The following is a 21306-nucleotide window of genomic DNA, read 5'->3' on the forward strand; positions in this document are numbered from 1 at the left end:
GTTACCGATAGCTCCCTTTGCTATTCGTGGGGAAAGGAAATTGAAAAAATGCAAAGGGGAAAAAGGAAATGGTGCTATACGGCTCAATTATAAACGGCCTGACAATCATCTTTGGAGCGCTTCTCGGCAAGTGGTTAAATAGAATCCCAGAGGGAATAAAAGGAACAGTCATGCAGGCAATCGGGCTGGCAGTGGTGGTGCTTGGGCTGCAAATGGGCTTAAAGAGTGCTGATTTTTTAACAGTAATTATTAGTCTGGTTATTGGAGCAGCGCTTGGAGAGCTGTTAATGCTGGATGAACGGCTAAATCAAGTAGGCTTATGGCTTGAGAGGAAGATTGGCAAAGAAACGGACGAAACGAGCATTTCACAAGGCTTCGTCACAGCTACCTTAATTTTTGTCATTGGAGCAATGGGCATTATTGGAGCGCTTGACAGCGGCATTCGCGGAAACCATGAAGTCCTTTTGACAAAGGCAATTATTGATGGTGTGACCGCTTTAATTCTAACAACCACCCTAGGGATTGGTGTCATGTTTTCCGCTGTTCCAGTGATTCTGTATGAGGGGATCATTGCTTTATTTGCTACTCAAATCGACCGCTTCGTTCCGAAAGAATGGATGGATGCCTTCATTGTGGAAATGACAGCTGCCGGCGGCATTATGATTTTGGCGATTGGGTTAAACTTACTGGGCTTGACGAAAATACGCGTAGCAAATTTACTGCCAAGCCTTGTATGTGTCGGAGTGATCATTACGATTCAATATCTTTTTTGAATAATTGCTTGGCATACATAGCTGCTTGGCGTTTTAGATCTTGATCGGATTGGGACAGGCTTTGCTGCAAAAGGGCAGAAGCAGAATAGCGAATGGAGGCTTTGGCAATTCCATCGGCTATTACCCGGGCCATGCTCATTACAAGGTGAAGCCGCGTATTTTGCAGTACAAAAAACTCCATAAATCCGCTTACATTAACGATGCCGGTAATGTGTGCTTCACCAACGGCTGGCAGCTGTTTATTCACGCCGGCTCCCGGCTTTACAGGGCCTTTTCCGATTTGAATGTGCCCGACGCTTTTTAATCTGCCAAGGCATGCATCCGCGCCGACAATAAAAGGATGCTCGTGCTCTTTTTCGATCAGCGCCAGCTTTTCCGTTAAATTGACGGCATGAACGGGATTTTCAAGGGTGCCATACATATGAAAAGCAGTTACTTTCTTTTCCTCGAGCAGCGTGCCGACAAGCGGACCAAGAGAGTCTCCTGTAGAGCGGTCTGTGCCGATAAAGGCAAAGACCACCGGACAGCTTCCCGGAGGCGGCAGCAGCGTAAGCAAGTGATCAGCAAATACGGAAGCGGCCTGCTGCTCTTCATAATGAACACTATATGAATCAGGCTTGCGGTCAAACAAATGTTTAAGATTCATAAGTTACCTCCTGCTGGATAATAGTAAAAGTATACGGATTTTCGAGCGATTCTATACATGCTGTCCGGGAAAAAGAAAAACTTTCTCTTTGTGTGTCTAGCTACAAATTCTTTATCATTCTTGCTAAAATGAAAGTTGCCCTTCAAGCAAAGACCAAGGAGGAGGAATTTCATGTCTGCATTTCAGCGTATGCTTGATCAGGTTTGGGATACAGTGTTAGATGAAAAAACATGGATTGCGATCGGGAAAGGGTCATTCAAAATCATAATGACGCTGATTTTGGCGGCGATTCTCGTAAAAGTGGCTAAAGCCGCGATTCGCAACTTTTTTCATTTGCGTTCGAAAGCGCCTTTAAGATATTCAGAGCGGCGGGAGACGACACTATTAAAGCTGCTGGAAAATGTAGTTTCCTATGTTGTCTATTTCGTTGCATTGCTTAATATACTGTCTATTTTAACGTTTAATGTAAAAGGGCTCATTGCTGGAGCCGGAGTGTTGGGGCTTGCCGTTGGTTTTGGCGCCCAGAACCTTGTGCGTGATGTGATCAGCGGCTTTTTCATTATTTTTGAAGATCAATTTTCAGTCGGCGACTTTGTCCGTATTGGCAATTTCGAAGGAACAGTCGAAGAAATCGGCTTAAGGACGACAAAAATTAAACAGTGGACAGGAGAATTGCATATTTTGCCGAATGGTTCCATTAGTGAAGTAACCAACTTCTCTATTCACAACAGCATGGCAGTGGTGGATGTCAGCATTGCTTATGAAGAGAACATTGAAGAGGCTGAAAAAGCAATTGAGGAACTGTTAGCGACATTGCAGGATAAATATGAAGAAATCGTAGCGCCGCCGACCTTGCTCGGTGTGCAAAACTTAGCAGCTTCAGATGTCATTTTAAGGATTGCGGCTGAAACCACACCGATGAACCATTGGTACATCGCGCGGATGATCCGCAAAGAGGTAAAAATGTGCCTCGATGAAAATGGAATTGAAATACCATTCCCGCGCCTCGTCATGTATTCCCGTACAGAACAGGAAGAGGCAGTGGCGCATAAAAAGCATCAGCAAAGCAGGGGGTAAACAATGGAGAAAACTTTTGAATTAAATGATGTCGTTGAAATGAAAAAGCCCCATCCATGCGGCACAAATCGCTGGAAAGTGATCAGGCTGGGCATGGATATTCGCATTAAATGCGAGGGCTGCGGACATAGCGTCATCTTGCCGAGAAGAGAATTTGCCAAAAAAATGAAGAGGGTCATACAGCCAATAGAAAACAGCAGCGAATCCTAACGCTGCTGTTTTCTATTGGCAAGCAGAACCGCGGCTGCCTTTGGCGACAAGTAAACGTTCCTTAAAAACATTGCAGCGTAAAAGCAACCTGGTCAAACTGTTTATTGGCTAATTGTTTCCTTTCCATACAAAAATACAGGATCCCGGAGTCTCCCCACATAACTCCTAAATCTTCTTCATCCGAGTCAATTTGGAGCAGCAATACAGGCTCGCCCTCTTTGTCATAGAGATCCTCGAAGACATTGTTTTGGATATTCAAGGGTTCCCCCAGCATGTAATGAGCCGGCTGAATATGCCCTTCTTCATCTTCAGGCTGCATGAGATCCTGCCTGAAGCTCCAAAAGCGTTCCTCCTCTTCCTCTCCCGCGAAAGACAGGTTATCCGGGTGTTCGGAAATAGTCAATAAGCTGTTAAAAGACACTTTGCATGCGTCTAAAGGGAAATAATCTTCAGTGGTTTCAGGGTACGCCCTTCTTTTCAATTGACTGATTTCCCCATCGTAATAGAGAATCTTAAAGCCGCCTTCTTCTTCTTCAAAGCCCCAAGGCTGTTCATATACGTCATAAAACAAATACAAAATCCCATTTTCAGGAAGTAACTGATCCTTGTCATAAGGTTTGGCTTCTTTCAGGTTAAACTGTCCGAGAAACGATAAATGTCCGTTTTCATATCGGGGAAATTCCATGCTATCCGGCATATCCGGCAGCCCGCCGAGCTTGGAAGACCCAACAGGGATGTCTTCTTCGTCCATTTTAACTTTTTCCATCCCGATGGAATGTTTGAGAGCGGATAGAATAGCTGGTTTTTTATGATATAATTCGTGCTTGTGGAGCAAATGATCAAGGTTTGTCATCTTTTTCCTCCTCGTGATTAGTTGTGAATAGTATAACAAAAGGAAATCGGTCCCGATGAATAAAAATGGGCGGCGGGCAGCAATTGCCTTTTTTCTTGACTAAATTTATAATTGTGGAAGGTTTAGAGCGAAAATAATAGAAGAGCTGATAATAGAGGAGTGACCGAAATGGCTTTAACAGCTGGAATTGTTGGTTTGCCGAATGTGGGGAAATCAACGTTATTTAATGCAATTACAAAAGCAGGCGCGGAGTCTGCCAATTACCCTTTCTGTACCATTGACCCGAATGTCGGCATCGTAGAAGTGCCGGATGCGCGTTTGAATAAATTAACTGAAATGGTAGAGCCGAAGAAAACCGTTCCGACTGCTTTCGAATTTACAGATATCGCAGGCATCGTGAAAGGAGCGAGCAAAGGAGAAGGACTTGGCAATAAGTTCCTTGCTCATATCCGGGAAGTGGACGCTATTTGCCAGGTTGTCCGCTGCTTTGCCGATGATAATATTACACATGTGTCAGGAAAAGTAGATCCGATTGACGATATTGAAGTAATTAACCTGGAGTTAATTCTAGCCGATTTGGAAACAGTAGATAAACGCCTCGTGCGCGTAGCTAAATTAGCAAAGCAAAAAGATAAAGAAGCAGTGATGGAGAATGATGTTTTAGTAAAATTAAAAGAAGCGCTTGAAGCGAACAAGCCGGCTCGCACGGTAGAGCTTTCCGAAGAGCAAGGGCGCATCGCCAAGCAGCTGCACTTGCTGACATCTAAGCCAATGCTTTATGTAGCAAACGTGGGCGAAGAGGACATTGTCGATCCATCCGAAAATGAATATGTGCAAAGAGTCCGTGATTTCGCCGCGCAGGATAACGCGGAAGTAATCGTTGTTTGCGCCAAGATTGAAGAGGAGATTGCCGAGCTTGATGACGAGGAGAAAGCAATGTTTCTGCAGGAGCTTGGCATCGAGGAGTCCGGTCTGGACCAATTGATCCGGGCGGCTTATTCCTTGCTTGGACTGGCTACTTACTTTACAGCGGGTGTTCAAGAAGTGCGCGCTTGGACTTTCCGTAAAGGCATGAAAGCTCCGCAATGTGCGGGCGTCATCCACTCCGACTTTGAACGCGGGTTTATCCGCGCCGAAACAGTGTCCTATGAAGACCTTGTGGCAGCCGGATCAATGGGTGCTGCCAAAGAGGCTGGCAAAGTCCGCCTTGAAGGCAAAGAGTATATCATGCAAGATGGGGACGTTGTTCACTTTAGATTTAATGTATAATGGATAAAAGAGCAGCCGCTTTTTCTCCGCCCGGAGAAAAGACGGCTGCTTTTTCGATTCCTGGGATGGGCTGTTCTGCTGATTTTATTGCATTAGGAAGAAAATCGTGATATAATTCTATCTTGTGAGTAATGAAACAGTTACTCCTTGCTCTTTTCAAAGAAAAAGAGCCGTATAGACCATGAGGAGGTGAAAGAAAGATGAAAAAGTACGAATTCATGTACATTATCCGCCCAAACGTTGATGAGGATGCGAAAAAAGCGGTTGTTGAGCGCTTTGACGGAATTTTAACTTCTAACGGTGCGGAAATCATCGATTCTAAAGAGTGGGGTAAACGTCGTTTAGCATATGAAATCAACGATTTTCGTGAAGGTTTCTACCAACTAGTACACGCTAACGCCGATGCTGCAGCGGTTCAAGAATTTGACCGTCTAGCAAAAATCAGCGACGACATCATCCGCCACATCGTAGTTCGTGAAGATGATAAATAAATCGTTTAAATAAATAATCTTTCAGAATGCTTTCAATGGAACATTTTGAATGAAAAGGGGGTTGATTCTGATGATGAACCGAGTCGTTTTAGTAGGCCGTTTAACTAAAGATCCGGATCTTCGGTACACGCCGAACGGAGTGGCTGTTTCTACTTTCACTCTTGCTGTGAACCGTACGTTCACAAACCAGCAAGGAGAACGGGAAACGGACTTCATTAATTGCGTAGTTTGGCGCCGGGCAGCAGAAAACGTGGCGAATTTCCTGAAAAAAGGAAGCTTAGCTGGCGTAGATGGCCGTATTCAAACGCGTAATTATGAAGGACAAGACGGAAAGCGTGTATACGTAACCGAGGTCTTAGCTGAAAGCGTACAGTTTTTAGAGCCGCGCAGTGCAGCTGCAGCTGCAGGTGAGCGCAGCCCTGAAAACAATTCGTACGGCGGCGGACAAAGAAACCAAGACTTTCCGTTTGGACAGCAGAATCAACGCAATAATAACAACAATAACAACAATAACCAGTCAGGTTATACAAGAATGGATGAAGACCCATTTGCAAATGACGGTCAGCCGATCGATATTTCAGATGATGACTTGCCATTCTAATCATTAACAGAGGAGGGGAATCGACATGGCAGGACGCAGAGGCGGACGTAAACGCCGGAAAGTATGTTATTTCACAGCTAACGGCATTACGCATATCGACTACAAAGATGTAGAACTTTTGAAAAAGTTTATCTCTGAGCGCGGAAAAATCCTTCCACGCCGCGTAACTGGAACAAGCGCTAAATACCAACGCCGTTTAACTATTGCAATTAAACGTGCGCGTCAAGTAGCTCTTCTTCCATTCGTAGCTGGAGAGTAAGCAAGAAAAACCCGTCTGAATCGACGGGTTTTTTTTATGGAAAAAATTTGTTTGGGGTGATAGATATTTTAAAGAATCATCCGATAAAAGAAGAGAAAGGCTTGAGCTTTACATAGGCATATACATATGCCTTTACTCTTAATTTTATACAGGATGGTGACAACATTGCGATCAATCAAAGCCAAGCTAATGATCCCTCTTGTTGTGCTGCTTGCTTTATCATTTGCTTTCATTATTATTTTCATCGGTTATCAAATCGAAAAGCAGACAGAACAGGAAGTCATTGGACAGACGAAAGGAATCGTACAGCAAATGAACGATTCCGCTTTCTTATTTTTGGATCAGCACAAGAAAAGCATGGAGCTAACTAGTGAAAACCCGGCTCTTGCGCAATATGCGGCAAAGATTGCGGGCGGCAACAGAGATGAAGCTAGCCAAAAAGCGGTTAAAAGCTTATTCGAGCGCTATTCGCACTCGTATGGGGATGTGCTGAATATTTTCTTCGCTACGCCAAAAGGAACGATGGATATTTATCCTTCTAAATTGCCGGCTGATTATGACCCGCGCAAGAGAGACTGGTTTAAGCTGGCAGTGGAGGCAAAAGGAGAGGCTGTCTGGAGCGAGCCATATGTAGATATGGGTACCGGAGAGTATGTAGTAACCGTGTCTAAAGCATTAATGATCAATAATCAGCCCGCCGGTGTCATCGGGGCGGATGTGAGTTTATCAGTGATCACAAACCAAATGAATAATATGCATATCGGCTATGACGGCCAGCCTATGATCATCTCCAAGCAGGGGGTGGGCATTGTGCATCCGACTGGCCAAGGGAAAGACTTGACGAAATATGACTATATTCAATCCGTTTTAGACAGCAGTCAAGAGAATGGCACGGTCAATTTTAAGGAAGATCAGAAAGAACGTCTTCTCGTCTATGATACGGTAGAAGCGGTTGACTGGAAGATCGGAGCAGCTTACAATCGCGACTCTCTTTTAGGCTTATCGAAGTCGATCGGCACGTACCTGGCCGTCACCGGAATTGTCTTGCTGCTCGTCATGATCGGAGCAGTGCTTTATATATTGAATCAAGTCATCAAGCCTATTCATGCTTTGGGAGGATCAGCTAAAAAGGTGGCAAAAGGCGATTTAAGCGTACAGGTGCCTGTTACTTCGAGGGATGAAGTTGGTGAGCTGGCGAAAACATTTAATGAGATGGTGGCCAGCATGAGAGAGATTATTTCGGTTGTGAACCACTCGGCTGAGAATGTAACAGAAGCAGCAGAAAATTTAAGTGCGGTTTCGGAGGAGACGAATGCATCAAGCGAGCAGATCGCAGCAGCGATTAGCGAGATTGCTAAAGGAGCATCCAAAGCGTCCGAGGAATCCAGTGAAGCAACAGAGCGTTCGCATCATCTTGGCGACCAAATTAATCAAATCGCTGATCAGGCAGAAGCAATGAGAGAAGCAGCCAGCCAGACGGAAGCGGTCCAGAAATCGGGGCTGGAACAAGTTCAAATGCTCGGGGCTTCCAACAGCGAAACGAAAGTCTATATCGATCAGATGGAAGAAGTGATCCATGCTTTGGAAACGAAGATTAAGTCCATTGAACTGATCATGCAGACTATTACGGATATTTCCTCCCAGACGAACCTGCTTGCTTTGAATGCTTCTATTGAAGCAGCCCGGGCAGGAGAGCATGGAAAAGGTTTTGCTGTTGTTGCGGAAGAAGTTCGGAAGCTTGCTGAACAGTCTTCACGGGCGACCGATCAAGTAAAAGCAACCATCAGTGATATTCAGCAAGGGTCTGGGCAGGCCGTCGAGCAAATGGCAAAAACCCGGACAAACTTTGATCATCAAACAGCAGCAGTAGAAGCAACCGAAACGATCTTTGCCGAGTTGTCTTCGCTTGTAGAGAAGATGGAGTCCTCCGTCGCAGCTATTAATCAAGAAATTATGAAAGCAGCTGGTGAGAAAAATGAAGTGCTGCAAGTCATGGAAGAAATCGCTGCTTCCTCGCAGCAGTCAGCTGCCGCAAGTGAGGAAATCAGCGCTTCAGCTGATGAACAGATGCGAGCCATCCAATCGGTAGCCATCTCATCTGAACGGTTAATGGAATTGAGCATCGAATTGAAAAGTGCAGTGAATCGTTTTAAGCTGCACGGATAAAACCGCCTTTGAAGGAGCCTGTTGATTTCTATTCCAGGCGCTTCACTTTCCGCAGGGCAGTCGGGGAGCTTCCTGCCGCGAAAGCGCGGGGTCTCACCTGTCCCGCTGATCCCGCAGGCGTCTTCACGCCTTTCGTTCTAATCAGCAGGGCAGAAAAGTTAGGACAGACGCGCAATCGTTTGAAGGAAAATGAATGAACAGCCCCAATGATCAGGCTGCTGAATGAAAAATCAGCAGCCTTTTTTCTTGTTCATGTAAATGGAGCCTATGGATTTCCATTCCAGCCTGCTTCGCTTTCCGCAGTTCCAGCTTGTTAACCGCCTTCCTCTCCAAGCAAAATAAAAAAGACGGCGGCTCGACTAAATGTCCATCTGGTGGAAACATCCAGTTTGTTTTAGAAAAAGGATATATATAGGAATTTGTACTCATTGCCTTTAGAAAAGCCAGAAATCATTCGACGGATGTAAGCGGAAAAATCCGAACAGTTGAATGAATGACCAAAGCAGGATAAAATAATAAGGATGTTAATCATTTGTAACGCGGGAAACTGATGTAGTGTCAGGTAATAGATATAAATTAATGAGGTGTTTGAGTGGACAATAACAAGCTGATGACTGAAGGAGTAAAAATGGGCGTTCTTTTTGTCGTGCTATTTGCACTGTCGCTGTATATTCCGGCGCTGGGAACAATAGCCAGCCTTTTTTTACTTCTTCCTTTCTTAGTGTACAGCGCTAAGTATTCTGTGCGGGCAGCAACCGGTTTTGGGGCTATCTGTTTATTGGTTTCTTTGCTTCTCGGCGGCGTAACGGCAGTCCCGTTTGCCTTGCTCTTTATCTTGCCGGGAACCGTGATGGGCATGATGGTGCAGAAAAACAGGGACAAATTTTCGATATTTATGGCAGGAAGTTTACTTTTTTTGCTGAATATAGTTGTGTTGTACGCCATGGTCATGGGTATGCCGGGCGATCAGGCAGTGAACATAAGCGAGTCGTTCAGACAATCTTATGAGGAGTCTGCCAAGATGATGGAGAGTCTGGGCACCCCTTTGCCGGAGGAAGCGGTTGAGCAGGCGCAGGAAGTGTTTGATTACCTCCTTGCTCTAATGCCAGCTTTGCTCGTGCTTTTTTCTATGGGCTCTATGCTGGTCATGATGGCGATTAGCTTTCCAATTGCCAAGAAATTGGGTGTAGACGTGCCCAAGTTTAAACCGTTCAGGGAATGGCAAGTCCCGAAAAGTATTCTGTGGTACTATATTATTTTGTTGCTGGCCAGCTTGATTGCGCTGCCGGAAAAGGGAACGATGTGGTACTTTTCCTACATAAACATTATGTTCATGCTGCAATTTTGCTTGCTGATCCAAGGATTGTCGTTTCTTTACTTTACAGCTCATTTAAAAAAATGGCCGCAGATCATTCCAATCTTGATAACCGTTTTTTCAATTCTTATCCTCCCTCTCCTTTATATTGTGAGATTATTAGGTATAATTGACTTAGGATTCGACTTGCGGCAACGCCTTCAACGGAAAATATAATTTGTTTAGGCTACTCTTATTTCTAGGAGCTGAAATGATGCTTTCTTACTATAGCAGGCGGAAAATACAATTTCCGTTATACGGATTATTCATAGTTTTTATTGTCGTTTTTGCCGTTCTTGCTGCTTTTAATTGGCCGGTAGCACTCATAGGTTTTCTCATAAGCGGGGGGTTGTTTTTTCTGCTAATTCGAGCGGAGAACAGCATTCACAGAGAGGTGGAGCGCTATGTGACCACTCTTTCTTACCGGTTAAAGCGCGTAGGAGAAGAGGCGCTTATGGAGATGCCGATTGGAATCCTCCTGTACAATGACGATTACTACATAGAATGGGCGAATACCTTTTTATCTTCTTATTTCAAAGAAGAAATGCTAGTAGGCAAGTCACTGCATGAACTGGCTGATTCCCTTATCACGATTATTAAAAACGAAAAAGGTGATGTCATTGAACTGCACGATCGCAAGTTTGATGTCATTATCAAGCCGGAGGAAAAGCTGCTTTATCTGTTTGATGTAACCGAACAGGAAGAAACAGCAAGAAGGTTTTTAGAGGAACAAACCGTTTTGTCTATCATTTATTTGGACAACTACGACGATTTGACACAAGGCATGGACGACCAGACGAAAAGCAGCTTAAATAGCATGGTGACCTCTATCTTAAATGACTGGGCGTTGGAACACGGCATTTTCTTGAAGAGAATTTCTTCAGAGCGCTTCTTTGCTGTGCTCAATGAAAAGATATTGCGAAAGCTTGAGGAAACCAAGTTTTCAATCCTGGATGAAGTAAGGGAACGCACAGCTAAGCAGGCCGCTTCGCTTACTTTGAGCATCGGGGTCGGGCATGGCGAACTGTCGCTTCCTGAATTGGGCACGCTTGCCCAGTCCAGCTTAGATCTCGCCCTCGGACGAGGCGGAGATCAGGCCGCCTTAAAACAGCTGAACGGAAAAGTAAAGTTTTATGGCGGAAAAACGAACCCGATGGAGAAAAGAACACGTGTCAGAGCCCGGGTGATATCACATGCTCTTCGTGAGCTTGTGATGGAAAGCGACAAAGTCATTGTCATGGGGCATAAATACCCTGACATGGATGCGCTCGGCGCTTCCATGGGGATTCGCCGCGTAGCGGAAATGAATGACCGGGAAGGCTATATCGTCCTTGATTTTTCAGAGATGGACACGGCTGTTAAACGCCTGATGGCGGAGACCAAAAAGAATCCGGATCTTTATTCGCGGATTATCGCACCGGAGGAAGCAATCGATCTTGCTACGGAAGAGACGCTTCTCGTCGTAGTGGACACGCATAAACCATCCTTGGTCATTGATGAGAGGCTGCTCCACAAGGTGGACAAAGTAGTAGTGATTGACCACCATCGCCGCGGAGAAGAGTTTGTGAAAAATCCGCTGCTCGTTTACATGGAGCCGTATGCTTCTTCTACTGCAGAGCTCATTACGGAACTGCTGGAGTATCAGCCGAAAGTGAGCAAGCTGTCCATGCTGGAAGCCACCGCTCTGCTTGCCGGTATTATCGTTGATACAAAAAGTTTCTCGCTCCGCACCGGATCAAGAACATTTGATGCTGCGTCTTATTTGCGCGCCCGCGGGGCCGATACAGTCCTTGTCCAGAAATTTTTAAAGGAAGACATTGATACGTATATTCAGCGTTCACAGCTGATTCAAACAGTCTATTTCTTTAAAGAAGGGATTGCCATTGCCAAGGGCGACCCGAATGAAGTATATGACTCTGTTTTAATTGCGCAGGCAGCAGATACGCTGCTGGCGATGGACGGCGTCCAGGCTTCATTCGTTATTGCAAAGAGAGAGACGGATACAGTCGGCATCAGTGCCCGTTCACTCGGGGAAGTGAACGTTCAGATCATTATGGAACAACTACAGGGCGGCGGCCATTTATCAAATGCGGCCACTCAGCTAAAAGATGTAACAGTGACAGAGGCAGAAGTCATGCTTCTGGAAGTGATTAATGAATTATATGAAGGAGGCAGCGAAGAATGAAAGTAATCTTCTTACAGGATGTAAAGGGAAAAGGGAAAAAAGGTGAAGTGAAGAACGTGGCAGATGGATATGCCAATAACTTTTTAATTAAAAACGGCTTAGCTGTAGAAGCAACAGCAGGAAACAAGAAAGCGCTGGACGCCCAAAAGAAAAAAGAAGCGGAGCTGGCACAGCAAGAACTGGAAGAAGCGAAAAAGCTTAAAGAGGTCATGGAAACCTTAACAGTAGAGATCAAAGCAAAATCTGGTGAGGGCGGACGATTATTCGGTTCCGTGACAACAAAGCAAATTGCGGAAGAACTGAAGAAAACACATACGATCAAAATTGATAAGCGCAAAATGGACCTGCCAGACGGCATTCGTGCACTCGGCTACACAAACGTGCCAGTGAAAATTCATAATGAAGTATCTGCCATATTAAAAGTTCATGTTGTAGAAGAAAAATAAGTCGTTTCATGCTAAAATAATAAGGTTGAAAACATGTGATCGGATCTTTCTGGTCACTTTTTTTTGCTAAGCTATGTTCACCCAAGGTTCCTTTCATCCGTTTTGCGGGTTCGATAGAAAAAGTAAGTGAAAGGAGAAGGGGTGCCTGACAAAGCTTTTTGATAAACAGACAGTTAGCGAAGAAAGAAACAACGCTTCCTGCAAGGAGGTTGAGATAATGAGTGATTTGTTGACTGACCGGATCCCGCCGCAGAGCATTGAAGCGGAACAAGCGGTATTGGGCGCTATTTTTCTGGAGCCTGCTGCTTTAACAGTTGCTTCAGAAATTTTAATTCCGGAAGATTACTACCGGACTGCACACCAAAAGATTTACCATACGATGCTGAAGCTGAATGATCAAGGCAAAGCAGTCGACGTCGTGACTGTAACGGAAGAGCTTGCGGCCTCTAAAGATTTGGAGGATGTGGGCGGCGTCATCTATTTAACTGAATTGGCTGAGTCCGTTCCGACAGCAGCCAACATTGAATATTATGCCCGCATTGTTGAGGAAAAGTCGCTTTTGCGCCGGCTGATTCGTACGGCAACAACAATTGCTCAGGAAGGCTACAATCGTGAGGATGAAGTAGACGCTTTATTGAATGAAGCCGAAAAAAGCATCATGGAAGTAGCCCAGCGAAAAAACACAAGCGCTTTTCATAATATAAAAGACGTACTTGTGCGCACATATGACAATATTGAAATGCTCCATAACCGGAAGGGAGATGTCACGGGGATTCCTACCGGGTTTGCAGAGCTCGATCGAATGACGGCCGGTTTCCAGCGCAATGACCTGATTATTGTGGCGGCCCGTCCTTCTGTCGGTAAAACGGCATTTGCCTTGAACATTGCTCAAAACGTGGCTACAAAGACGGATGAGAATGTGGCAATCTTTAGTCTGGAGATGGGGGCAGAGCAGCTGGTTATGCGGATGCTTTGCGCGGAAGGCAACATTAATGCCCAGAACTTGCGGACCGGCTCTCTAACGGACGAAGATTGGCGCAAGCTGACCATGGCAATGGGCAGCTTGTCGAATTCAGGCATTTTCATTGATGACACACCAGGCGTGCGCATTGGGGACATCCGTTCAAAATGCCGCCGCTTAAAGCAGGAGCACGGACTGGGAATGATTTTGATCGATTATTTGCAGCTGATCCAAGGAAGCGGCCGTTCCGGCGAAAACCGCCAACAGGAAGTGTCAGAGATTTCCCGTTCCTTGAAAGCTCTTGCCCGTGAACTGGAAGTGCCGGTCATTGCCCTTTCCCAGCTTTCCCGCGGAGTGGAGCAGCGTCAAGATAAGCGGCCGATGATGTCTGATATCCGTGAATCAGGGTCTATCGAGCAGGATGCCGATATCGTTGCTTTCTTATACCGGGATGATTATTATGATAAAGAATCGGAAAACAAAAATATCATTGAAATCATTATAGCGAAGCAGCGGAACGGCCCGGTCGGCACAGTCCAGCTCGCCTTTGTCAAAGAATATAATAAGTTCGTCAACCTTGAGCGTCGATTCGATGAAACGGGCTGAGGAGAAAGAACTGGCAGCTCAGCTGTCAGTTCTTTTTTATTTTTACGAACAAATTCATTTTTCGTACATCAAAATGTTCGTGTTCTGTAATTGACTTCTATCGTTTTAACCTGTTAAAATAAGCAGGTAAAAAATAAACCAATTAATGGACCCTGCGGAGGTGCTTATTATGTCGTCAGTAGTTGTTGTTGGAACACAGTGGGGCGATGAAGGAAAAGGAAAGATCACTGATTTCCTTTCAGAAAATGCAGAGGTAGTAGCCCGCTACCAAGGTGGTAACAATGCGGGACATACAATTAAGTTTAACAACGTAACGTACAAGCTTCATTTAATTCCGTCTGGTATTTTTTATAGCGATAAAATCTGTGTGATCGGCAACGGCATGGTCGTTGATCCGAAGGCGCTGATCCAAGAATTAAAATATTTGCATGAGCATAATGTATCAACAGACAACTTGCGCATCAGCAATCGCGCTCATGTCATTCTTCCGTATCATTTGAAAATTGATGAGGTGGAAGAAGAACGCAAAGGCGCCAATAAGATTGGCACAACGAAGAAAGGGATCGGACCTGCTTACATGGACAAAGCAGCCCGCATCGGTATCCGTATGGCGGATCTTTTGGACCGCAAAGCGTTTGAAGAAAAGCTGACGCGGAATCTGGAAGAGAAAAACCGTCTGCTTGAGCGTTTCTATGAAACAGAAGGCTTTAAAATTGAAGATATTTTAGATGAATATTATGAATACGGACAACAGATCAAGCATTATGTCTGTGATACGTCCGTTGTCTTAAATGATGCTCTTGATGAAGGACGCCGTGTCTTGTTTGAAGGCGCCCAGGGAGTGATGCTGGATATTGACCAAGGTACATATCCATTTGTTACTTCTTCTAACCCGGTTGCCGGCGGTGTAACGATCGGATCAGGCGTAGGACCAACAAAGATTAATCATGTGGTCGGTGTCTCCAAAGCGTATACAACGCGTGTGGGTGACGGGCCGTTCCCAACGGAGCTGACGAATGAAATCGGTGACCAAATCCGTGAAGTAGGACGTGAATACGGCACAACAACTGGCCGTCCGCGCCGTGTAGGGTGGTTTGACAGCGTCGTTGTCCGCCATGCCCGCCGTGTAAGTGGATTGACTGACTTGTCACTTAACTCCATTGATGTTTTAACTGGCATTGAAACGTTAAAAATCTGTACAGCTTACCGCTATAAAGGTGAAATTATCGAAGAGTTTCCAGCTAACTTGAATATTTTGGCGGAATGCGAGCCGGTATATGAGGAGCTTCCTGGCTGGACAGAAGACATTACTGGCTGCAAAACATTGAGTGAGCTGCCTGAAAACGCTCGCCATTATTTAGAGCGCGTTTCTCAGCTGACAGGCATTCCATTGTCTATTTTCTCAGTGGGTCCTGACCGCAGCCAAACGAATGTTGTCCGCAGCGTCTGGGCACAAAGATAATTATATAAAAGTTCCCAGCCGGCTTTCTTCGTAGGAAAGACCGGTTGAGACCATCCATCGATAGGGCTGACCCAAAAGATCATGAAACATGACTTTTGGGTCAGCCTCTTTTTCTTCTGAGAAACAGGCGGATTTCCGTTCCGGTGCACAAGTGCCTTGCAGCTTAGAAGCATTCCTTTTTTTTGAAAAAATATGGATAGAGGCGCAAAAAGAGAAGCTGACGCAGGCTGAATGGTTCAGTGAAGCTCCAGTTAACGGCATTTTCCGCTTATTGCAGCTTTTTTCGACAATTTTTTTCAAAAACCTGTTGTCAGCTATTTAACTATGTGATAATATTAACAACGTTGTTAAGAACAAGCATTGTTACGAGCCATTAGCTCAGTTGGTAGAGCATCTGACTTTTAATCAGAGGGTCGAAGGTTCGAGTCCTTCATGGCTCACCATTTTTACTGATAATGGCCCCTTGGTCAAGCGGTTAAGACACCGCCCTTTCACGGCGGTAACACGGGTTCGAATCCCGTAGGGGTCATTGTACGGTCCGGTAGTTCAGTTGGTTAGAATGCCTGCCTGTCACGCAGGAGGTCGCGGGTTCGAGTCCCGTCCGGACCGCCATTTTAATAACCGTTTAATTTAATGAATCCTATTTTCCCAGATGACGGCCATAACTTCCTGAATCTACTTCGATGTTGGCCGCATCATTTTTTATTACAGCTTATTCGACAAAGTTCGAACCCGGCTGTGTAGAATAGGGAAATACGGCTCAGTAGCTCAGTCGGTAGAGCAATGGACTGAAAATCCATGTGTCGGCGGTTCGATTCCGTCCTGAGCCATCAAAGAAGCATTGCGACGATGATAACTCTCGCGGTGCTTTTTTTATTAGCTCTGTGACAAAGTCTGCTTGGTTTTGATAGACCCTGCTGCAGGTGAACGCTTTTCGCAGGGGGCCGCCTTTCAGTTTTTTGTATCGGCGATGAAGAAATCAATGGGAAATAACAGCAGATCATTTTATTGGAGGGAAAAGCTTCTAGTTTCCTGAAAATGATGAAAACCAGTGCTTTTCATGATAAAGTTAGTGGGGAGCTATTTTAAATATCGCAGGAAATCGGGTCGTTTGTCTTCGCAACGGCCTGTTTGCAGTAGGAACTGCCATTTTCTGCTTCAAAAGATAGAATGAACAGTTTTCTTACAGAAATATGATAAAATAATAGAATCATCTTTTCTTAAATCGAGTGCTTTTAGACTGAAGAAATGAGGAGAAGAACATGCAAAAGAAAATATTAGTTGTAGATGATGAGAGGCCGATTGCCGATATTCTGCAGTTTAATTTAAAAAAAGAAGGATACGATGTCCACTGTGCTTACGACGGTGATCAAGCGGTGGAAATGGTCGAGGAATTGCAGCCGGATTTAATCCTGCTTGATATTATGCTTCCAGGACGCGACGGCATGGAAGTGTGCCGGGAAGTGAGAAAAAAACATGAAATGCCGATTGTTATGCTGACGGCAAAAGACTCGGAAATTGATAAGGTGCTTGGACTTGAGCTGGGCGCGGATGATTATGTAACGAAGCCATTCAGCACACGCGAATTAATTGCCCGCGTAAAAGCGAATTTGCGCCGCCATCAGGCCGCTCCTCCGCAATCTGATGAAGAAGAGGAAACAAATGAGATTTCAGTAGGAACATTAACCATCCATCCGGATGCTTACGTTGTCTCTAAACGCGGCGAAACCATCGAGCTGACGCATCGTGAATTTGAGTTGCTCCATTATTTGGCGAAGCATATCGGACAAGTGATGACGCGGGAGCACTTGCTGCAGACGGTTTGGGGCTACGATTATTACGGCGATGTCCGTACAGTCGATGTCACTGTCCGCCGTCTTCGCGAAAAAATTGAAGACAACCCAAGCCACCCTTCATGGATCGTGACGAGACGAGGGGTCGGCTATTACTTGCGCAACCCTGAACAGGAGTAACCTACATGAAAAGAGTGGGCTTTTTTCGATCAATACAACTGAAGTTTGTATTGATTTACGTATTGCTTATTTTATTTGCCATGCAAATTATTGGCGTCTATTTCGTAAGAGAGCTAGAGGAACAGCTCCTGACCAATTTTAAAAATTCCCTGCAAGAACGCGTGAACTTGCTGGAATATAATTTGCGGGAGGAAATGCTGAAAGATCGGACGGAAGAAACACCGACCCTGGAACAGGACATCCGGAGAATACTGGAGGACTTTGCCGGACCGGACGTTGCAGAAGTTCGGGTCATTGACCACCGCAGCCGCATTATTGGCACCTCTGACTCGAACAGGCAAGGAATTATCGGACAGAGAATTACTGACATTGGCGTCAAGCGAACGCTGTCTCTCGGTGCCGAAGAAGACAAAATGTATGTAGACCAGCAGTCGAATAAGCGCATTTGGGTCTATACATCACCGATTATTTCCAACCGTGAAGTGATTGGCGCTGTCTATTTAATCGGCAAAGTTGAGACAGTCTTTAACCAAATGGAAGAAATTAATGCCATTCTTTTCTCGGCCACGGCTCTTGCTTTAGGATTAACCGCCATATTAGGGGTTTTGCTGGCACGGACGATTACCCGCCCGATCACTGACATGCGGCGTCAAGCTGTTGCGCTCGGAAAAGGAAACTTCTCCCGCAAAGTAAAAGTGTACGGACAGGATGAGATCGGCGAGCTGGCCATCACCTTCAATAATTTGACAAAGCGGCTGCAGGAAGCTCAGGCAACCACGGAAGGCGAAAGAAGAAAGCTGTCTTCTGTCCTTTCTTATATGACAGATGGGGTCATTGCCACCGACCGAAAAGGAAGGGTTATTCTTATTAATGAGCCGGCAGCAAAGCTGTTGAGCGTTTCACGTGAAACGGTCATCTCGCAGCCGATCACTCATTTACTCGGTCTTGAAAAGGACTACACATTTGATGACCTTTTGAATGAACAAGATTCGGTCATTTTAGATTACAGCAACGATGACGAGCCGTATATTTTGCGCGCTAACTTTTCTGTCATTCAAAAGGATACCGGCTTCGTGAACGGCTTAATTACGGTTCTTCACGATATAACGGAGCAGGAAAAAATCGAGATGGACCGCCGTGAGTTCGTTGCCAATGTGTCTCATGAATTAAGAACGCCGTTAACCACGATGAGAAGCTATTTAGAAGCATTAGCTGACGGAGCTTGGCAGGATGCCGACATTGCTCCGCATTTTCTTGACGTAACCCAGACTGAAACAGAACGGATGATTCGGCTCGTTAATGATTTGCTGCAATTGTCCAAATTCGATAGCCGCGACTATCAATTAACGAAAAAAGACGTGGACTTTACGGAATTCTTCAACCGCATCATTGACCGGTTTGAAATGACAAAGTCCCAGGACGTTACCTTTAAGCGCAAGCTGCCTCGCTACCCAATCTATGTAGTCATCGACACTGATAAGCTGACACAGGTGCTGGATAATATCATTTCGAATGCATTGAAATATTCTCCGGAAGGCGGACAGATCACCTTCAGTGTCGAGGAAAAAAGCGATAAAATTGAAGTCAGTGTCCGTGACCAGGGAATGGGGATTCCGCAGAAAAACCTTGAACGGATTTTCGAACGTTTTTACCGCGTAGATCGGGCACGCTCCCGCAAAATGGGCGGCACTGGTCTTGGCTTGGCGATTGCGAAAGAAATCATTACTGCCCATGAAGGCCACATTTGGGCAACGAGTGTTGAAGGCAAGGGAACAACAATTTTCTTTACCCTTCCGTATGAATTGTCTCAAGAGGATGATTGGTCATGAACTATGAAAAAATGAAATCGGTCGGTTTAGCGGTGCTCGTGGCAATTAGCATTATTCTTACCTTAAGCATCTGGAACTACCAGCCAAATTATGAAGCGATCAAAAAGGATAACATTCATGAAGTATCTTCTATTAGTGAGACAAAAGAGGCTTCACACTTGGTCAAGCCGTCTAAGGTGCTGTTTCATAAGGAAAATGAGAATTACGGCTCCACGAGAGATTTGGAAACAGATGAAATCATGAAAGAAATACAAACGTGGACATTTACCAATACGGTCAATGTATCCACCAGGTTCACGACAGCCAAAGGGCTTGATGAATTGCTTCATGGCCACAACCGTTTGGAGCTTGTCTTTCCTGCGTTCGTTCCATTTTATACAATGAACACGATCACAACGTTTGAAGATGATTCTGTGCCGAATGCTGTGTTTGACCGCATGGTGATTACAGATGTAGATACAAAGGAAAAGCGGATGACCGTCTATTTTGTTTCAACGAAAGAGCGGCTCGTCTTTAAGAGTGTGGCTGTCTCCCCAAATCTTTCATCATTTAAAAAGCAATTCATTAAAGAAGCTGAAAAGTGGGAGCCATATGCCCTTTATTCTATTGGCCGCAATAAAAAGCTGTTTCTTCCGGAGAAGCAGCCGGTCTTGTCCAGCTACAAATATTTGCCGGACGAAATTGATATTAAAGACTTTAGAGACTTGTTGTTCAGCGATCCGAGTCTCGTCAAAAAAGGCTTAAAAACAAATGGAGAAGAATACACAGACGGCTCCACATTAATGAAGGTAGATTACAAAACAAGAATGATTTCTTATGTGAATCCGGCAAAGGAATCAGAGATTGATAATCCGGGAAGCCTGCACGACTTATTAGACAAAAGCATCAAGTTTATTAATGAGCATAGCGGCTGGACGGATCAATACCGGCTATTTGAGGCAAGTCCGGGATCTTCCAAAGTGAGCTACCGCTTGTTTAAAAATGGATTGCCAGTGTTTAACGACCAGAGAACACCGGAAGATCATAGCACAGCGAGCGATTCCAGCATGGCAGAGATTGTTCAAATATGGGGACAGGACAAGGTATATAAATATTCCCGTCCATATTTCACGCTGGATATTTCCCTGCCGTCGGAGGAAGAGGAAGTGACGCTGCCGGACAGCGCGTCTGTATTGAAGCAGGTGAAAAAGCTGGATAACTTTGATCCCGAGCAGCTGGAGGACATAGTAGTAGGCTATGAGCTGCTTCCGGACCCGCAGTCGTCCAAGGTGCTTGTATTGGAGCCTGCTTGGTTCTATAAGTACGGAGGAAGCTGGCAGCACCTCTCATTTACTGAGAAGACAGGAGGAAGTGTCCATGGATTGGAGTAAAACAAAGACGATTTTCATTACTGTTTTCCTCATTTTGGACATCTTTCTTCTGGCCGTATTTCTTAACAAGCAAAGCGCCAGCCAGTTTGAGTTTATTAAAGAAGCCTCTATTGAAGATAAATTAAAGTCCTATAATATCGAATACGATAAACTGCCTGAGGACGTAAGCGAAGAAACGATCATTACAGCAAAATCGAAGAAGTTTACGAAAAAAGACATCGGGATGCTGATTAATCAAAATGTGAAGCTGCTGGATGACCAGACGTCCTTAAAAAGCCAGCTGCAAAAGCCGGTAAAGCTTGGGGAAAAGAAGCTGGACGAGCTGAAAGCCTTTGTCCAGGCCAATGTTTTATACGGAGACCAGTATCAGTACTGGGGGCTGAATGAAGCAAAGGATAAGGCTATCTTCTACCAGCATTACGATGATAAAAAACTATTCGAAAACACGAACGGCAAGCTGGAAGTCGAATTCAACAGCAATGGAGAAATTACGGCCTATAATCAGAAGATGCTTGAAAAACTGGAGGAAAACAGCCAGGAAGAAAGCATTATATCAGCTCACCAAGCCATCCAGACGCTCTATAAAAACGGCTTAATCAAGCCTAACAGCAAAATTTCCGATGTGGAACTTGGCTACTACACGTTTGTGCGCTTGACGGAGCTGCAAGTTTTGTCGCCTACCTGGTACTTCAAAATTAAGCATGGCGACAAAACGGAAAAGATGTATGTAAATGCGTTTGACGGGTCCATTTACAAAAATGAGAAAAACAGCTGA

Annotated in this window: 19 protein-coding genes and 4 tRNA genes; 21 read left to right on the forward strand and 2 right to left on the reverse strand. The window is 45.0% G+C overall.

The features are described from left to right. Positions 1 to 68 precede the first annotated feature (68 nt). Positions 69 to 773, forward strand: coding sequence for a DUF554 domain-containing protein (locus B1A98_RS11660; protein WP_063386028.1), 705 nt, complete (start codon positions 69 to 71; stop codon positions 771 to 773). On the opposite strand, the gene yyaC is transcribed toward B1A98_RS11660, so the two are convergent. After that, positions 751 to 1419, reverse strand: a complete 669-nt coding sequence (gene yyaC, locus B1A98_RS11665; RefSeq protein WP_063386029.1) for a spore protease YyaC — start codon at positions 1417 to 1419, stop codon at positions 751 to 753. The two genes, B1A98_RS11660 and yyaC, sit on opposite strands and share 23 nt — an antisense overlap. Before the next feature lie 171 nt (positions 1420 to 1590). Here yyaC and B1A98_RS11670 point away from each other — a divergent pair, with 171 nt between their 5' ends. Together B1A98_RS11670 and B1A98_RS11675 are read left to right on the forward strand one after the other, a co-directional pair. Continuing rightward, the gene (locus B1A98_RS11670) at positions 1591 to 2496 is read left to right on the forward strand and encodes a mechanosensitive ion channel family protein (protein ID WP_041095664.1); all 906 of its coding nucleotides are present in this window, start codon (positions 1591 to 1593) and stop codon (positions 2494 to 2496) included. Positions 2497 to 2499: 3 nt separating this feature from the next. Then, on the forward strand, positions 2500 to 2706 hold the full coding sequence (locus B1A98_RS11675) for a DUF951 domain-containing protein (RefSeq protein WP_041095662.1): 207 nt from the start codon (positions 2500 to 2502) through the stop codon (positions 2704 to 2706). Between the two features lie 61 nt (positions 2707 to 2767). Here B1A98_RS11675 and B1A98_RS11680 read toward each other — a convergent pair whose 3' ends face one another. Then, on the reverse strand, positions 2768 to 3559 hold the full coding sequence (locus tag B1A98_RS11680) for a YwqG family protein (protein ID WP_063386030.1): 792 nt from the start codon (positions 3557 to 3559) through the stop codon (positions 2768 to 2770). A gap of 168 nt (positions 3560 to 3727) precedes the next feature. On the opposite strand from B1A98_RS11680, the gene ychF reads away from it, so the two are divergent. From ychF to B1A98_RS11775, 18 genes are all read left to right on the forward strand, one after another. Then, positions 3728 to 4828, forward strand: coding sequence for a redox-regulated ATPase YchF (gene ychF / locus B1A98_RS11685; RefSeq protein WP_063386031.1), 1101 nt, complete (start codon positions 3728 to 3730; stop codon positions 4826 to 4828). Positions 4829 to 5028: 200 nt separating this feature from the next. Further along, the gene (gene rpsF, locus B1A98_RS11690) at positions 5029 to 5319 is read left to right on the forward strand and encodes a 30S ribosomal protein S6 (RefSeq protein ID WP_041095657.1); all 291 of its coding nucleotides are present in this window, start codon (positions 5029 to 5031) and stop codon (positions 5317 to 5319) included. 70 nt (positions 5320 to 5389) lie between these two features. Next, entirely contained in the window at positions 5390 to 5920 is a 531-nt protein-coding gene (ssb, locus tag B1A98_RS11695) for a single-stranded DNA-binding protein (protein ID WP_063386032.1), read from the forward strand. A gap of 25 nt (positions 5921 to 5945) precedes the next feature. Next, positions 5946 to 6179 carry a 30S ribosomal protein S18 gene (rpsR, locus tag B1A98_RS11700; RefSeq protein ID WP_041095655.1) on the forward strand — a complete coding sequence of 78 codons (234 nt, stop codon included), beginning with the start codon at positions 5946 to 5948 and terminating at the stop codon, positions 6177 to 6179. A 165-nt stretch (positions 6180 to 6344) separates the two neighbouring features. Continuing rightward, positions 6345 to 8345: a methyl-accepting chemotaxis protein gene (locus B1A98_RS11705; protein ID WP_063386033.1), complete on the forward strand. Its 2001-nt coding sequence runs from the start codon at positions 6345 to 6347 to the stop codon at positions 8343 to 8345. A 592-nt stretch (positions 8346 to 8937) separates the two neighbouring features. Beyond that, positions 8938 to 9876, forward strand: a complete 939-nt coding sequence (locus B1A98_RS11710) for a YybS family protein (protein WP_063386034.1) — start codon at positions 8938 to 8940, stop codon at positions 9874 to 9876. Positions 9877 to 9913: 37 nt separating this feature from the next. Beyond that, positions 9914 to 11884, forward strand: coding sequence for a DHH family phosphoesterase (locus B1A98_RS11715; RefSeq protein ID WP_063386035.1), 1971 nt, complete (start codon positions 9914 to 9916; stop codon positions 11882 to 11884). Next, complete coding sequence (rplI, locus tag B1A98_RS11720; protein ID WP_063386036.1) at positions 11881 to 12330, forward strand: 50S ribosomal protein L9; 450 nt, start codon at positions 11881 to 11883, stop codon at positions 12328 to 12330. Before B1A98_RS11715 ends, rplI begins: the two co-directional genes overlap by 4 nt. A 217-nt stretch (positions 12331 to 12547) precedes the next feature. After that, positions 12548 to 13897 (forward strand): replicative DNA helicase, encoded by a 1350-nt coding sequence (gene dnaB / locus B1A98_RS11725; RefSeq protein WP_041095651.1) that lies wholly within the window; start codon positions 12548 to 12550, stop codon positions 13895 to 13897. Between the two features lie 169 nt (positions 13898 to 14066). Further along, a complete protein-coding gene (locus tag B1A98_RS11730) occupies positions 14067 to 15359 on the forward strand; it encodes an adenylosuccinate synthase (protein ID WP_041095649.1) in 1293 nt (430 codons plus the stop codon). Between the two features lie 367 nt (positions 15360 to 15726). After that, positions 15727 to 15802, forward strand: a tRNA-Lys gene (locus B1A98_RS11740). 14 nt (positions 15803 to 15816) lie between these two features. Next, positions 15817 to 15888 (forward strand) — tRNA-Glu (locus B1A98_RS11745). 6 nt (positions 15889 to 15894) lie between these two features. Beyond that, positions 15895 to 15971 (forward strand) — tRNA-Asp (locus B1A98_RS11750). Positions 15972 to 16116: 145 nt separating this feature from the next. Beyond that, positions 16117 to 16189 (forward strand) — tRNA-Phe (locus B1A98_RS11755). A 432-nt stretch (positions 16190 to 16621) separates the two neighbouring features. Beyond that, the gene (gene yycF, locus B1A98_RS11760) at positions 16622 to 17332 is read left to right on the forward strand and encodes a response regulator YycF (protein WP_041095648.1); all 711 of its coding nucleotides are present in this window, start codon (positions 16622 to 16624) and stop codon (positions 17330 to 17332) included. A gap of 5 nt (positions 17333 to 17337) precedes the next feature. Further along, a complete protein-coding gene (gene walK, locus B1A98_RS11765) occupies positions 17338 to 19161 on the forward strand; it encodes a cell wall metabolism sensor histidine kinase WalK (protein WP_063386038.1) in 1824 nt (607 codons plus the stop codon). Further along, positions 19158 to 20531, forward strand: coding sequence for a YycH family regulatory protein (locus B1A98_RS11770; RefSeq protein ID WP_063386039.1), 1374 nt, complete (start codon positions 19158 to 19160; stop codon positions 20529 to 20531). The genes walK and B1A98_RS11770 overlap by 4 nt, the downstream gene beginning before the upstream one ends. Next, positions 20518 to 21306: a two-component system regulatory protein YycI gene (locus tag B1A98_RS11775; RefSeq protein ID WP_063386040.1), complete on the forward strand. Its 789-nt coding sequence runs from the start codon at positions 20518 to 20520 to the stop codon at positions 21304 to 21306. The genes B1A98_RS11770 and B1A98_RS11775 overlap by 14 nt, the downstream gene beginning before the upstream one ends.

Source organism: Pseudobacillus badius (genome assembly GCF_002189605.1).
GTDB lineage: Bacteria > Bacillota > Bacilli > Bacillales > Domibacillaceae > Pseudobacillus > Pseudobacillus badius.

What these genes read in the sequence shown, in the direction of transcription:
- yycF (WP_041095648.1), top strand. Translation starts at nt 16,622, where the DNA reads ATGCAAAAGAAAATATTAGTTGTAGATGATGAGAGGCCGATTGCCGAT.
- B1A98_RS11670 (WP_041095664.1), top strand. Translation starts at nt 1,591, where the DNA reads ATGTCTGCATTTCAGCGTATGCTTGATCAGGTTTGGGATACAGTGTTA.
- B1A98_RS11770 (WP_063386039.1), top strand. Translation starts at nt 19,158, where the DNA reads ATGAACTATGAAAAAATGAAATCGGTCGGTTTAGCGGTGCTCGTGGCA.
- B1A98_RS11715 (WP_063386035.1), top strand. Translation starts at nt 9,914, where the DNA reads ATGCTTTCTTACTATAGCAGGCGGAAAATACAATTTCCGTTATACGGA.
- rpsR (WP_041095655.1), top strand. Translation starts at nt 5,946, where the DNA reads ATGGCAGGACGCAGAGGCGGACGTAAACGCCGGAAAGTATGTTATTTC.
- B1A98_RS11660 (WP_063386028.1), top strand. Translation starts at nt 69, where the DNA reads ATGGTGCTATACGGCTCAATTATAAACGGCCTGACAATCATCTTTGGA.
- dnaB (WP_041095651.1), top strand. Translation starts at nt 12,548, where the DNA reads ATGAGTGATTTGTTGACTGACCGGATCCCGCCGCAGAGCATTGAAGCG.
- B1A98_RS11680 (WP_063386030.1), bottom strand. Translation starts at nt 3,559, where the DNA reads ATGACAAACCTTGATCATTTGCTCCACAAGCACGAATTATATCATAAA.
- B1A98_RS11730 (WP_041095649.1), top strand. Translation starts at nt 14,067, where the DNA reads ATGTCGTCAGTAGTTGTTGTTGGAACACAGTGGGGCGATGAAGGAAAA.
- rplI (WP_063386036.1), top strand. Translation starts at nt 11,881, where the DNA reads ATGAAAGTAATCTTCTTACAGGATGTAAAGGGAAAAGGGAAAAAAGGT.
- B1A98_RS11675 (WP_041095662.1), top strand. Translation starts at nt 2,500, where the DNA reads ATGGAGAAAACTTTTGAATTAAATGATGTCGTTGAAATGAAAAAGCCC.
- ychF (WP_063386031.1), top strand. Translation starts at nt 3,728, where the DNA reads ATGGCTTTAACAGCTGGAATTGTTGGTTTGCCGAATGTGGGGAAATCA.
- yyaC (WP_063386029.1), bottom strand. Translation starts at nt 1,419, where the DNA reads ATGAATCTTAAACATTTGTTTGACCGCAAGCCTGATTCATATAGTGTT.
- ssb (WP_063386032.1), top strand. Translation starts at nt 5,390, where the DNA reads ATGATGAACCGAGTCGTTTTAGTAGGCCGTTTAACTAAAGATCCGGAT.
- rpsF (WP_041095657.1), top strand. Translation starts at nt 5,029, where the DNA reads ATGAAAAAGTACGAATTCATGTACATTATCCGCCCAAACGTTGATGAG.
- B1A98_RS11775 (WP_063386040.1), top strand. Translation starts at nt 20,518, where the DNA reads ATGGATTGGAGTAAAACAAAGACGATTTTCATTACTGTTTTCCTCATT.
- walK (WP_063386038.1), top strand. Translation starts at nt 17,338, where the DNA reads ATGAAAAGAGTGGGCTTTTTTCGATCAATACAACTGAAGTTTGTATTG.